Origin of the sequence: Pseudobutyrivibrio xylanivorans, assembly GCF_008935055.1 — a bacterium.
Taxonomy (GTDB): domain Bacteria; phylum Bacillota; class Clostridia; order Lachnospirales; family Lachnospiraceae; genus Pseudobutyrivibrio; species Pseudobutyrivibrio xylanivorans_A.
Genome location: NZ_CP043028.1, coordinates 1,831,202 through 1,844,263, shown reverse-complemented (window position 1 = coordinate 1,844,263; position 13,062 = coordinate 1,831,202). Strand labels below are relative to the sequence as shown.

At 40.6% G+C, this 13,062-nt stretch carries 12 protein-coding genes; 6 read left to right on the top strand and 6 right to left on the bottom strand.

The window, feature by feature from the left end; translation table 11 throughout:
- Position 1: 1 nt before the first annotated feature.
- From FXF36_RS08405 to FXF36_RS08395, 3 genes are all read right to left on the bottom strand, one after another.
- Positions 2-1,906 carry a helix-turn-helix domain-containing protein gene (locus FXF36_RS08405; RefSeq protein ID WP_151623330.1) on the bottom strand — a complete coding sequence of 635 codons (1,905 nt, stop codon included), beginning with the start codon at positions 1,904-1,906 and terminating at the stop codon, positions 2-4.
- Positions 1,907-2,002: 96 nt separating this feature from the next.
- Entirely contained in the window at positions 2,003-2,752 is a 750-nt protein-coding gene (nadE, locus tag FXF36_RS08400) for an NAD(+) synthase (RefSeq protein ID WP_151623329.1), read from the bottom strand.
- A gap of 69 nt (positions 2,753-2,821) precedes the next feature.
- Complete coding sequence (locus FXF36_RS08395) at positions 2,822-4,327, bottom strand: NAD(P)H-hydrate dehydratase (protein WP_151623328.1); 1,506 nt, start codon at positions 4,325-4,327, stop codon at positions 2,822-2,824.
- Between the two features lie 103 nt (positions 4,328-4,430).
- Here FXF36_RS08395 and FXF36_RS08390 point away from each other — a divergent pair, with 103 nt between their 5' ends.
- Entirely contained in the window at positions 4,431-5,504 is a 1,074-nt protein-coding gene (locus FXF36_RS08390; protein WP_151623327.1) for an SGNH/GDSL hydrolase family protein, read from the top strand.
- Positions 5,505-5,530: 26 nt separating this feature from the next.
- Here FXF36_RS08390 and FXF36_RS08385 read toward each other — a convergent pair whose 3' ends face one another.
- Entirely contained in the window at positions 5,531-6,298 is a 768-nt protein-coding gene (locus tag FXF36_RS08385; protein ID WP_151623326.1) for a YlmH family RNA-binding protein, read from the bottom strand.
- A gap of 83 nt (positions 6,299-6,381) precedes the next feature.
- On the opposite strand from FXF36_RS08385, the gene FXF36_RS08380 reads away from it, so the two are divergent.
- From FXF36_RS08380 to FXF36_RS08360, 5 genes are all read left to right on the top strand, one after another.
- Positions 6,382-6,798 (top strand): hypothetical protein, encoded by a 417-nt coding sequence (locus FXF36_RS08380; protein ID WP_151623325.1) that lies wholly within the window; start codon positions 6,382-6,384, stop codon positions 6,796-6,798.
- Between the two features lie 6 nt (positions 6,799-6,804).
- A complete protein-coding gene (locus FXF36_RS08375) occupies positions 6,805-7,809 on the top strand; it encodes an asparaginase (RefSeq protein ID WP_151623324.1) in 1,005 nt (334 codons plus the stop codon).
- Between the two features lie 68 nt (positions 7,810-7,877).
- Positions 7,878-9,026: an alanyl-tRNA editing protein gene (locus tag FXF36_RS08370; RefSeq protein ID WP_167511329.1), complete on the top strand. Its 1,149-nt coding sequence runs from the start codon at positions 7,878-7,880 to the stop codon at positions 9,024-9,026.
- A gap of 87 nt (positions 9,027-9,113) precedes the next feature.
- Positions 9,114-9,848 (top strand): YARHG domain-containing protein, encoded by a 735-nt coding sequence (locus FXF36_RS08365; protein ID WP_151623322.1) that lies wholly within the window; start codon positions 9,114-9,116, stop codon positions 9,846-9,848.
- A gap of 38 nt (positions 9,849-9,886) precedes the next feature.
- A complete protein-coding gene (locus tag FXF36_RS08360) occupies positions 9,887-10,135 on the top strand; it encodes a TIGR03905 family TSCPD domain-containing protein (protein ID WP_151623321.1) in 249 nt (82 codons plus the stop codon).
- 49 nt (positions 10,136-10,184) lie between these two features.
- On the opposite strand, the gene FXF36_RS08355 is transcribed toward FXF36_RS08360, so the two are convergent.
- Positions 10,185-11,726 (bottom strand): 2-hydroxyacyl-CoA dehydratase family protein, encoded by a 1,542-nt coding sequence (locus tag FXF36_RS08355; protein WP_151623320.1) that lies wholly within the window; start codon positions 11,724-11,726, stop codon positions 10,185-10,187.
- On the bottom strand, positions 11,726-12,943 hold the full coding sequence (locus FXF36_RS08350) for a 2-hydroxyacyl-CoA dehydratase family protein (protein ID WP_151623319.1): 1,218 nt from the start codon (positions 12,941-12,943) through the stop codon (positions 11,726-11,728). The genes FXF36_RS08355 and FXF36_RS08350 overlap by 1 nt, the downstream gene beginning before the upstream one ends.
- Positions 12,944-13,062: the final 119 nt, after the last annotated feature.

The window sequence follows — 13,062 nt, the reverse complement described above, 5'->3', positions numbered from 1 at the left end:
TTTAAATATTAATGTTTGTAAGTTTATAAATGTCTTTTTTAAAATGATTTATAATCTCTAAGTCATTACAAATATATGAGTTCCCGATACTTGCTTTTGAATAGAAAATGAGCGAATCATCTTGACCAAGATTAGCTTTTGCCAATGCATAATAATACAATGCAAAATTTAAGCTATATGGATCAAAGTATTGTAGTTGATTATTCATGCTATCAATGAAAAAGATAGTTTCATTGAACAGCTTATTAATATCTAAAAAGATTAAGAATAAGCAAATAGTTGATTCGTGACATCTAGAGAAAAGCTTATTATTTAAAGGTGGTTTATCCGTATTGGATAGTAGCTTGTGGAAAGCGGTGTGGGTATGGAATATATCTGGAGCTGGATAAATGCATTTAAGAAGACCGTTAATGATGTTATATTCACTCCAAGATAAGATATAATTGTTAATATTCTCAAAATTAAAATCAATATATGTAAGTTTTATTGCATCGTAAAGAAGAGTATATGCTTCGTTTTTATCTTCGCATAACTGGGCTTCAAAACAGTATGCTTGCTGGAGAACGAGTTTGTTATTGATTTTGTTGGCAAAGGCGGCAAACTCTGAAACAGATTTTTTTAGCTGTTTTATATTATTAAGATGACCAGAAACAAAAATATTTGATTTAAGTCTATAATATTGTGTTTCTTCATCATTTCCGTAGAAGGTAAAATCCTTTTCGTTAACACCTAGTCTTCCTAGTAAAGCTTCTATAACATAAATGCTAGGAGATAAATCATTGTTTTCAATTTTAGAAAGCATAGATTTACTACAGATACCATTGCATAGTTTATCGATTGATATGCCTTGGGTTTTACGAAGATGATTAATGAGCCTTCCAATAGTTATAACATCTTTATCATAAATGTTATAAAGTCCATCAGATAAAATCATCTCACTAAAAGACAATTCAGGGAACATTTTTTTAAACACGTGATATCTTGATAAAATGGAAGCGTTTGAGAAGGTTCTTTGTGCATAGTCGACTACCCTATTTACAAAGGCGCATTTTTTAAATGTAGCAGCGGCAATAAAGTATTCAAATTTTGGCGAGAATTCTTTGCTGTTGCTATTTTTTAATGAAATAAGCTCAGCTAAAATGAACAGTTCATAGGACAAAAAAGCATCAATATTTTCAGAGTAATATATATCTAGTGCTTTATTTATCCAATCAGAGGCGTTTGAATAATCGCCTGTAAAATAAAAATATTTACCATAGGTTATAGCATGAATATATTCTATTTCTCTATTATGCTGGTTTCGCGTTTGGGAGGGAAAATTTCTGATAAAAGTATTAATCTCCGATAAGAGAACTACTGATGAGTCAAACTCCTTACAGTCAATTAGAATACTAATAATCAAAAGAAATCCCTTGTATTCTACATAGGATAGAGAAATATCTCGAATATCAAAAACACTAATACTAGGTTTTGTTATTCTCAATGCATTCTCTATGATAGATAATAGTGTTTGAGAGTCAGCATAACAGTTACTATATTGTAGCCAACAATATAGTAACATGGTTTGTTGACGATAGAATTTATTATCTGCATAATTGATATTTATAATTTCTTGAATATGAGAATATGCAGTATCTAACTGATGATGTGTTATGTCATTGTAGGTTTCCTTGATAAGTCGAAAACAGTTGTAATCATCAATATTCTTAAAGGTAGGAAGGACCTCTCGAGGGGAGCCAGTTTTCTCCATTAGTAATGAAAATGTAGATGGACTAACACCGAGCTTACCGTTTTCTATTTTACTAAGTGCAACAGTGGAACATATATCCTCTGATAAAGCTTCTTGAGTCAAGCCAGCTCTTTGGCGAGCCTCCTTTATTATTTGTCCAGCGCTTAGAATACTCATGATTCAGTGATTTAAACTCCTAATATATGAATATAAGACTAATTTTAGTATATGTGTATTAGGGGTTCAATAGTTAAGTTTAAAGTAAAAGCTTGATTAATGGCGCTTATATGCAGGCATAAGCTGTAGCTTGTGAAGATTAGCCACATGCTTCTTGTCAATGGATGCACGCACATCTGCAGGAATGTCAGCGTTTGAGTCTGAGATGTATTCATCGAGCTGTGCGTACTTAAAGCCAAGCTTGTCCTCGTCACTCATTCCGGAGAGACCATCAGATGGAGTTTTGTGAACAAGCTGCTCTGGCAGTCCAAGGTATTCTCCAATCTGAAGAACCTCTGTAACTGTGAAATCCTGAAGAAGTGAAACATCTCCAGCTGCATCGCCGTACTTTGTTGAGTAGCCAACGTAGTCTTCTGAGGCATTGCAGGTGTTTACAACAAATGATGTTACAGGCTGACCCTGAGCAACAGCATAAAGTGTAGACATGCGAAGTCTAGGAGCAAGATTGATTTTAAGATCCTTTGTAACTTCAAATTTCTCTGCTTTCTCAAAGGTTGAAATAGCAGCATTGTAATAGTCTGTAATTGGTACGATTTCGTTAGGAATGCCAAGGAAATTTACGAGGAGCTTTGCGTCATCCAAATCACTCATCTCACCATTTGGCATAATGATTCCAACTACTCTGTCAGCACCAAGAGCTTCCTTTAAAATTGCAGCAGTAACAGAAGAATCCTTTCCACCTGAAATACCAATGACTGCACGAGTGTTGTCACCGAACTTATTGAACCACTCTCTAGTGTATTCGATTAATTGTTTAGTCTGTTTTTCTACATCAAATTCTCTCATTTTTAATGCCTTTCTATAAAAAATAGATGCTCTACGAGGTTCGAAGAACGTCTTTATTGTGCAAGTATTTTATATCAACTCATGAATATTAGAAATGATATCACGAGCTAACAATCCCTTTATACCAACTTTCTTTGCGGCGATTGTACCTGCCTTTCCATGAACATAGCAACCAGCCACGGCGGCGTCCTCAGCGTCCATTTCCTGACCCAGTAAAGCACCGATAATGCCAGCTAAAACATCACCGCTACCTGGTGTGGCAAGGGCTTCATTTCCACTGGTGCAATAATATACACCTGATTCACTGGTAATAACCTCTGTGTGATTTTTCAGCACAACAATGCAATTATGCTCCTTTGCAAAGTTAGAAGCAATATTTTCCATGTCATAATTAATTTCAGATACAGGAATGCCACATAGACGCTCCATTTCCTTCAGGTGCGGAGTAAGAATGACAGGCACAACAGCTGAAAGCTCATCTAAAATGCTCAGGTCTTTTGCCAGAACATTCAGTCCGTCTGCATCGATAACAACAGGGACAGTGGCGGTCTTGCTCAAGGTCTTCAAAATTGAAGAAGCAGCCTTTGCGGTGCCAAGACCTGGACCTACAACTATTGCATCAGCCCAACTAATATCTGGAATCAGAGATACTTCATCATAATTCGTATATGCGGTATACATTGCCTCAGGCAGGCAGCTTTGAATAGTGCCAATGTTGTTATAGTGGGTGTATATTTTCACTAAACCTGAGCCGGAGCATAGGGCCGCTAATGCAGCTAGATAACAGGCGCCATAAATCTTGTCGCTACCAGCAATAATAAGGACCTTACCGCATGTTCCCTTATTGGCGATGGTTGGTCTCCAAGGAATGGTATCAAGTACAGTATCGTCAAGAAGCTTCGCAGTACTATTATCTTTACAATATATTCCCACATCGGTAACAATGATTTCTCCGGTAGCTTCTTTGCAGTCTCCAAGCACCAAGCCCTTTTTCATATAGGCAAAGGTGACAGTGATAGTGGCATTTACGCCAGCATCACCTAATAGTTTTCCACTGTCGGTATCAAATCCAGAAGGGATATCCACTGCTATGACAGGTTTATTCGACTGATTTATATATTGGCAGGCAGATTTGTAATTGCCATCCAGGCCGCGAGTGAGACCTATTCCGAACATGGCATCCACTATAAGGTCGCATTCTGAAAAAAAGCTGGAGAATTCTTTCGGGCTTATACTATCCCTATTTTTAATGTAGGAAAGCTCCACTCCGTAGTTTTTGGCAATCGAAAGCTCCTGCTTTAGACTCTCTGAAAATTTTTTAGACTCTCCAATGATTAATACCTTGGTACAGAATCCTTTATTATGGAGAATTCGCGCGACAGCAACACCGTCACCACCATTATTTCCGGGGCCACAGATAACACCGATGTTGTTACATTTCTCAAAACGACTGAGAATGACATCGCAAACACTTATGGCTGCTCGTTCCATGAGCACAAGTGATGGAACTCCCATTTTTTCAATTGTAGAATTGTCGCATGCCCGCATTTCAGCGGCAGAAAGTAGCAGCTTCATAACAGATTCCCTCAAAAATGACTTCTTAAATAAATCGTGCTATAATACATCTTACTAATGTCAATTATAGAATAGTCAACTTGTTTTTAATAGGAGAAATATTTTGAAGAAGAAGATAGTAATTGGACTTTGGATATCTCTTGTAGTTTTGGTTATTGCCTTTGGAAGCCTTGTGGTTTATCAGAACAAATTAGAGGCAGAGGCTAGAGCAGAGGCTGAGCGCATTGAGCAGGAGCAGATTAAAATGCAGGAAGAGGAAGCTGCGCAGGCTGCTAAGCTAAAGGAGAAAGAGAAGAAGGTTGTGGAGCCTGAAAAGGAAAAATATACTTTCACAGATTTCGAGGCTACCTACTATGCACAGTCGAAAGCAATTGTGCGTGAGGAGCCTTACGATACAGCCGAGGTAATTGGTACACTTTCTCTTGACCAGTATGTGAGCATTGTTGGAAAGTGCAAGCAGACTGACTATTACAAGATGAAGATAAATGGGGATTATGGATACATCGCTTTTGACGATGTTTCTAAAGATTACATAGATATTCCACTCCCTACATCAAGCACAAAGAGTGTTCCTACAGCGACAAAGGACATTTTATTTATCGGGAATTCCATCACCATGTATCCTGCTACCAAGGACTGGTGGGGTTCAGGCTGGGGATGCGGAGCCACTGCTCCAGAGAATGACTATGTTCATCAGACTGTAGCCGCAAAGGGTTACGGATCTTATGATTACATGTCACTTCGTGCATGGGAGTTCTCAAGCACAAGAAACTACGAGCTTGACGATTTGGATCCATACATCACAAATTATCAGTATGGAACAATTGTTATTGAGCTGGGAGAAAATGTAAAAGGTCACGAGAATCATTTCAAGGAAGACCTTACAGATATGATTAAGTACATCAAGACCTACAATCCTAATGCAAGAATTGTGATGCTGGACAATTTCTGGCCTTACAAGAGCATTATCAGCACAAAGAAGGCAGTTGCCTCTGAGCAGGGCATCACCTATGTAAGCCTTTCGGATATTCAGGGTGTGCAGGAGTACATGTTGCAGCAGGGTGACGAGTTTACCACACCTGACGGCACCGTATATACGATTGGCTCGTTCCTTGCAGGCCACCCCAACGATGCTGGTTTCGCAGCCATCGCACAGAGGTTAATCGCTGCACTTTAGTCCGGATGTTACGCCCACATCCTCATTTAACCTCCAAACACTTCTACTACTAAGTTTAGCTTACCCTTACGAGAAAGCCCGCCCTCGGATACGAGGGTGAATTTACCGAAGCCGCGTACGGATATGGTGTCGCCTGCAGCGAGCACCTTGTCGTTGTTTTCTACGATGCGTCCGTTGACGGAGACTTTCTTTTCGGTGAAGTAAGGAATGGTGTCCTTGCGGCTCAGGTTGTAGACACGGGCAATGACAGCATCAGCGCGAGGCGAAGCTACCTGAATAGTCATTTCCTTCAGGGCAGCACGCTTATAGGACTCAGGTAATTCTGAGATGGAGCATTTTACGGAGTTGCGTCCTACAGATACGAAATTTTCAAGAAGATAATCGGCGGTAGACTCGTCGGCATAGATATAAGCATCCATGCCATCCACGAAGATATCGCCGAATTTTTTTCGATCAATTCCAAGGCTCATGAGGGAGCCCAAGTAATCACGGTGGGTATATTCCTTAGCAAACTTCTTTGCAAGTGGCTCTACCTTGATGCATTTGATAGGAAATTCAACATCGTAACCAAAGTCTGACTCACTTCCAAAGCGCACCATTTTCCTCTCGCAGTTTTCATAGCCACCAAACAAATCATAACTGATTGGTGCAAAGGCTTTATTCCTTGCGGCCTGGTACAAAATATCCTGCTGGCTCAGACTGAGAAAGTCGCTGAAAGTATAGATATTATTTTTATAAGCTCTGTTGGAAAGCTCGATTAATCTTTTGAATAAAAGCTGTTCGTCGTCGTTCATAATAAATCCTTTCTGTGAGTTTTAATTATACGTGAAATAATGTAAAATAGCATCTAGTTGAACAATACTTAGGAGATAATGTTATGGGTTACAATGTTGATAAAATTTTTGAGGATGTTGCCTATCTGAGCAAGGTTCATAGCAAGAAGGAGTACGAGGCTCACACAAATAAATTCAAAGAAGAACGCTATGGAGAGCTTGCAGCACTTGTTAATGCTTCCGATTTGGAGAGTGAGTGTAAAGCTTTTTGCGAGGATGTTTTTACAGCATTCAAGAAGCTTGGTAGAGTACGTGGCGCTGACCAGATGAATCTTAATTACTTTATGATTTATTACGTATTTCCTACAATCCTTTCTGAGGAAAATGGTGCAGCTATCTGCGATACCTTAAAGGATGTATGGAACAGCCGCTTTAAATGCAATATCAGCTATACAGATTATGACAGCCTGATGGAAGGCTTTCAGACTAAAATTTTTGGAATACCAATTGGAAAGAACTAACTAGAAATGAAAAAGATTTTAATGATTGGTACAGGTGGTACCATTGCTTCAAAGCAGACAGATGCAGGACTTAAGCCAGGACTTACAGCTGAGGATGTCCTTGCATATATACCTGAGGTTGAAAAGGTTTGTCAGGTTGAAACACTTCAGGTGATGAATATTGATAGTAGTAATATGACCCCAGCCCATTGGAAGCATATCGTAAAGGCGATAGAGGACAATTACGAGAATTACGATGGATTTGTTGTTTGTCACGGTACGGATACATTGGCATACACAGCAGCTGCTTTAAGCTATATGATTCAAAACAGCGCGAAGCCAATCGTTGTTACAGGCTCTCAGAAGCCTATCAGCAAGGATGTTACAGATGCCAAGACCAATCTTTTAGATTCCTTTATTTATGCCAGTGATGATGTTTCTCAGAATGTTAGCATCGTATTTGACGGCAAGGTAATCTGTGGAACACGCGCGAAGAAGGAAAGAGCCAAGAGCTATAATGCTTTTTCAAGCATTAATTTCCCATATCTTGCAGTGATTCAGGATGGGGTGATAGTGCGATATATTCCAGAGGTTCCAGTGCGGGGGATTCCTAGCTTCTATTATGAGATGTCAGATAAGGTTACTCTTCTGAAACTATACCCTGGAATGAAACCAGATATTCTCAGCTATCTGTTTGAGAATTACGATATCATTGTTATCGAAAGCTTTGGAGTAGGCGGTATGCCAGAGACATTGATGGATACCTTCTATGAGGAAATGGAAAAATGGAAGGACACTGACAAGCTTGCGGTTATGACTACTCAAGTTGCTAACGAGGGCAGCAATATGACTGTCTACGAGGTTGGCAGACAGGTGAAGCAGGACTTCCACATGATAGAATCCTACGATATGACTCTTGAGGCTACAATGACAAAGCTTATGTGGCTTCGCGGAATGAACTACAGCAACAAGCGTTTGAGAGAGACATTCTACACCGAGATTAACAGAGATATCTTATTTAAGAAGAAATAATGAGAGGCTCTTGCGTCAATTAATGGAATGATTGGGCAAGAGCTATTTTTGAAAGAATGGAGAGGCTTATGAAAACAGTTGCACTATATGACGAGGATGCTTTTTTACGAGAGTTTGATGCCAAGGTTTTGTCCTGCGAACAGGTGGGGCAGAACAGCTATAAGGTTATATTGGACCAGACACTTTTCTTCCCAGAGCAGGGAGGACAGACTAGTGACTATGGCTTACTGGGCGAAGGACGAGTGACAGATGTTCAGGTGGAGAATGATAAGATTGTTCACTACTGCGATATCGTATATACGGTAGGAGAGGTGGTACACGGAACAATTGACTGGCATCATAGATTTGGAAATATGCAACAGCATACGGGTGAGCATATTTTTACAGGTTTGGCTCACAATATTTATGGCGCTGAGAATGTGGGCTTTCATCTCAGTGAAAACACGGTGACTCTTGATTTAAATATTGAGTTGTCTACAGAACAGGTCCGTTTGCTGGAACACTCAGCCAATGAATTGATAGCAGCAGATGTAAGTGTCAAAGCGTATTATCCTGATGCAGCAACTCTTGAGGCAACCAGTTATCGCAGTAAGAAAGAGATTGATGGTGCTGTCAGATTGGTGGAAATTGATGGGACTGATATCTGCGCTTGCTGTGCGCCTCATGTTAAATCAACCGGACAGGTAGGAATACTTAAGGTATTATCCTTTGAAAAATATAAGGGTGGAACAAGAGTCTATATTCTATGTGGTTTGAGAGCACTGGAGGACTACAATCATCGAATGGAAATACTGTCGGAGTCCTACCAGTCATTGAACTGCCGTGAGGAACAGGTGCCAGAGAAAATAAAGTCATTGCTTGAGGATAACAAGCAGTTGAAATATCGTATATCTGAAGTAAAAGCAAAAATCCTTATGGAGAGAATAGAAAGATATCCAACAGACCTTGTGGATGTGACAATATTCACAGAGGATTTGGATGCCAAGAATATGCGTGATGGTGTTAATGCACTAATGGAGAAGCACTCAGGATTATGTTCGATCTTTTCAGGTGATGATGACAATGGCTACAATTTTGTTATCGGAAGTACCACCAGAGATTGCAGCGCAATAGCAGTTGGACTGAGAGAGCTGCTTGGCGCTAAGGGTGGTGGTAGCAAGCAAATGGCCCAGGGATCTGTAAATGCTACAAGAAGTGCTATTGAACAAACTTTGTAATAATGGTGTAACACATGTAACAAAAACGACAATAATGTGTTATACTAAGTAACGGTACTAAAATATAGCACAGAAAAAGGGAAGAATATGGAAGATTTAAGAGAAAGATTATTGGATTTTGTTGATTGGGTGGTTGATCGTCATTACGACCTTAAGGATTTTCTAAGTGAACATCCTAGCGTGAAGAGATGGCTTATTGAAGGCGTATGCTGCGTGGCTGCAGGTATTCTGGTTGGAGTTATCACCTTTAATGTTCTCAATCATGAAAAGAAGTCATTGGCTGTTACTGAGGAGAATGCGGCAGCTCCAGTTGCCGAGGAAACTACAGGTGAGGAAGACATTGCAGCAGGCTCAGCAGTGGAAGGTACTACGGATGATTACAGCGATGTTGTAATTGAAGTGGTTGATCCAGGAGACTATGTTGGAGATTTAGCCAACTGGTCAAACGAGCAGATTGCAGCAGCAATTTCAGAAAGAGCAAGCTATCTTGAAGGGAATAAATATTGGAATGCAGTTCAAAGCTACTGGGAGTCAAAGGGTATCTCGGGTGATGCACGTTACTGCAAGTATCTTGCTGATACAGCAAATACAGTTTATTCTGCAGAGGATTTTCAGGGGCTTGCGCCAGAGGTTATTCATATTATAAAGAATGAAATGTACGCAAGACATGGTTATTCATTCAAGAATCCTGATTTATATAATTACTTTATGGGACAGATTTGGTATAGCCCATCGGTTATGCCTGCAGACTTCTCAGAAAAGACTTTTACAGAAACTGAAGTAAAAAACTTGGATTTATTGAATTCTCTTGATACAATGTAATCACGCAAAAACCAAGTGATTTTTTAAGGAGTTTAATAATGGAACATATCAGTTACACACCTAGCGGCGTATGCGCTAGACAGATTGATTTTGATCTTGAAAATGGCAAGCTTCACAACGTAAAGTTTACCGGTGGTTGTGATGGAAACACAAAGGCTATCGCAAAGCTTTTAGAGGGCGCTGATGCAGCAAACACTGTATCAATCCTCAAAGGAAACCTTTGTGGTGTGAAAGGCACCAGCTGCGCTGATCAGCTCGCGCGAGGCATCGAAGCAGCCATACACTAAGTGGTAAAAATATAGAGCCTGTAGCCGTAACTACAGGCTCTTAATATTTTTACCAACATAAACTGTCGTCGAAGTCTTCAAGTGAAGGATCAACCGGTTCTTCTTTTAATATCGTTCGCATATAGCGATTTACTTCGGTGCGCATATCTCTGCGGGTTCCATCCAATGGAACCATCAGGTTGTGATTAACCCAAATCCAATGGATGCCACGTTTTCGGGCTTCCTGTTCAAAGAGTCCTGTGTAGCCCGACATGGCCTTACAGCCGATATGAACATACATGATAACCATATCTACATTCATCTGTTCGCAGATTCTAAACAGGTCTTCGACACCTGTTTCATAGCCACCATTTGAGCGGCTTCTCATAATCATATTCTCGTAAAGATAACCTAAATCAAGAAGCGCCTGATGCTTGTCATTAGTGCTTACCATCTCTGTAGACACGCAGCAGAGCATATCGTTAATAGGGACGATACCCCAACAGTTCATAAGCCAGTTAGGAAATGCCGTGTAGTAGGCTGCCTGAACGCCCCAGAGGATGGCGCGGTGACGATATTCCTTGCAGGCCATTTCTTTATTTTGATATGCCTTTGTAGCAAGTGCGGTAATCTTTTTGCTGGTCTCTAGGAAGATAGGGCTGCGTCCACCTGCTGCCATGTATTCACCATATCTGTAGAAACCAAGTGTTGCACCTAAGAGCTGTGGATATGGAGACTTGTTAATTTCAAGCCATTCTAGGAATTCTCTGGTTTCCTTATTGAATCTATCCATATTTTCAAAGAGATAGTCCCAATCATATTTCTCCCCAGTGTGTTCCTCGATGAAATGGATGGCATTAAGGATTTCGTCGGCCGCATATTCCTGAACGCTGTCCTGACGATGACGGATTGGAGCGTAGAGCTGGAAGGTTGGTATGCCCATGCTTCGAGCCATTAGACCTCCGCCCATCAGGCTACCGTCACAGGTGGTGTTGCACTGGATGGCGCAGGCACCAATCTTTGGGAAATCATCTTCTAAAGCAGCACCAAGCTCAGCAGCAGGCATAGGACAAACATCACCAGGCACCCCGTATTCGTGGGTCTTGTCCACGTAGTGCATTACGCCGTCCTGACACATGAAGGAGCTTGTGTAGATAGCAGGGACCTCATAGCTCACCCATTTCAAATTGCGAAAGCCGCCCATAAGGGTGCTCATCATATTTTCATCGAAGATGACCATCTTCTTGGAAAGCTCTGTGTCATTTCCGATTTCAGGATCTGCTCTGAAGATTTCCGTAAGAGAAATTGTCATGTCGATGATGATAAGACCAATTCCTTCGTGAGCAAGACGAAGGGCAGTACCTCGAAGTCCCTCAGTGTGACGGTCCATGAAATCAGGAACTGCCAGATAGTTGCTCATCCATCGATATCGGAAGAAGCCTTTAAAATTGTTAGGCTTCATTATAAATTTTGCTAATATAAATAAGTAGTAGAGCCAGCGGGTGTAATCATACCAGGTGTCTTTCAGGCCACGCCACTCGCGACGTCTCCTTGGTCGTTTACCTGAGTAGAGTGTTGTTCCAAGTGGCTCACTTCCAAATGCTTTTCCCATTATTCAAGCCCTCCGTTCTCTTGCATTGCTGAATGCTTATCAGCAAGTTTTTTTATTTCAACACGTTCAACGAAGGCTTGAATTCTAGTGCGAAGCTGGCCAGAAGAACGAACTGAATAAGGACGATCTACGGAAAGCACTGGATATCCATATTCTTCATCCATAACATGAAATGCAGCTGCACGCTCGTAGCCCCAGTAATCACAGAATTTAATCTGCTCGTAGATAAGACCATCAGCATTATATTCCTTAGCAAGCTGATTAACATATTCTCTGCGCTCCATAACCTTTTCCTGATTGAAAAATCTTGGACACTTTCCCCATTGAAGATAGGTGCGACAGATTTGAGTCAGCACATCCTCATCATCGTTTAAGATGATGTCCTGTCTGCCAGGTAATGAACCAAAGCAGTATCTGTCGGCTACTACGAGAGCCCCGCATTCTTCAGCAAGCTGGATAAATTCAGGATCATCAATCTCAGAGCCAACCATTACAACACGAATACGATACTTTGAAGCATCGTCAGGCTCTCGGGTCTTGAGTTCTTCGAGAGTCTCCCCCAGCTTTTCCTTTATCAGATACTTCGGGCAACAGTAGCTTGCCAGGCAAAGTACTGCAAACTCATATCCAGTAATTCTAGGAGATTCATATTTACGATAATCTCCAATGGCAGTTAAAAGTCTGCTGATTTCATTTTGTTCTTCAACAGCTTTTCTTAAAGCTGCATCTGAGATATCAATTCCAAAATGTTCATGAAGTGGTTCGAGAACACGGATGCGCATCTGCTTTACATAATGCTTCAGAGCAGTTTCGTCATCCTTCATAGGGACATCAGAATAAGTAACAAAAAAGTTTTCCTTATTAATTAAATTGAGATGTTCAATATTCTCTACGCAGCGATTCATCTGTGCACAGGCATCTGGAGCAAGTATGCAATCAAGAAAATTGAAGCCGCCTTCGATTGCGCGTTCAAGATAAGCGCGGCAAGCCTCACATAAGGTTGAGCTCATATAGTAGGTTCCCATCTCAATAGAGCCTGTACGTGGAGCTCTTAGGCGTACGGAAAAGCAGCCCTGTAAATTAAGTAATGGCTCTGGAATCTGAAAGCATACATGACCTATGGCTTTGTTGCCGTCTGCTTGACCTTGACGTGCTAGATCGTTGTAGGATTCTTCCAGAAGCTTTTCAAAGTAGTATAAGTGTTTTAAGTCCTTCAAATTATTATTCCCCTCATATAATTGTGGTTTAAACCTCGTTTTTAATTCTACCATAACTTGCATAACTGACAAAGAAAAGATTTAGTATATTTTTATAAATAATCGCTAAATATTGCGCT

Bases quoted from the DNA above. Each gene is read 5' to 3' on its own strand.
- FXF36_RS08405 (WP_151623330.1), bottom strand. From the start codon at position 1,906: ATGAGTATTCTAAGCGCTGGACAAATAATAAAGGAGGCTCGCCAAAGA.
- nadE (WP_151623329.1), bottom strand. From the start codon at position 2,752: ATGAGAGAATTTGATGTAGAAAAACAGACTAAACAATTAATCGAATAC.
- FXF36_RS08395 (WP_151623328.1), bottom strand. From the start codon at position 4,327: ATGAAGCTGCTACTTTCTGCCGCTGAAATGCGGGCATGCGACAATTCT.
- FXF36_RS08385 (WP_151623326.1), bottom strand. From the start codon at position 6,298: ATGAACGACGACGAACAGCTTTTATTCAAAAGATTAATCGAGCTTTCC.
- FXF36_RS08380 (WP_151623325.1), top strand. From the start codon at position 6,382: ATGGGTTACAATGTTGATAAAATTTTTGAGGATGTTGCCTATCTGAGC.
- FXF36_RS08375 (WP_151623324.1), top strand. From the start codon at position 6,805: ATGAAAAAGATTTTAATGATTGGTACAGGTGGTACCATTGCTTCAAAG.
- FXF36_RS08370 (WP_167511329.1), top strand. From the start codon at position 7,878: ATGAAAACAGTTGCACTATATGACGAGGATGCTTTTTTACGAGAGTTT.
- FXF36_RS08365 (WP_151623322.1), top strand. From the start codon at position 9,114: ATGGAAGATTTAAGAGAAAGATTATTGGATTTTGTTGATTGGGTGGTT.
- FXF36_RS08360 (WP_151623321.1), top strand. From the start codon at position 9,887: ATGGAACATATCAGTTACACACCTAGCGGCGTATGCGCTAGACAGATT.
- FXF36_RS08355 (WP_151623320.1), bottom strand. From the start codon at position 11,726: ATGGGAAAAGCATTTGGAAGTGAGCCACTTGGAACAACACTCTACTCA.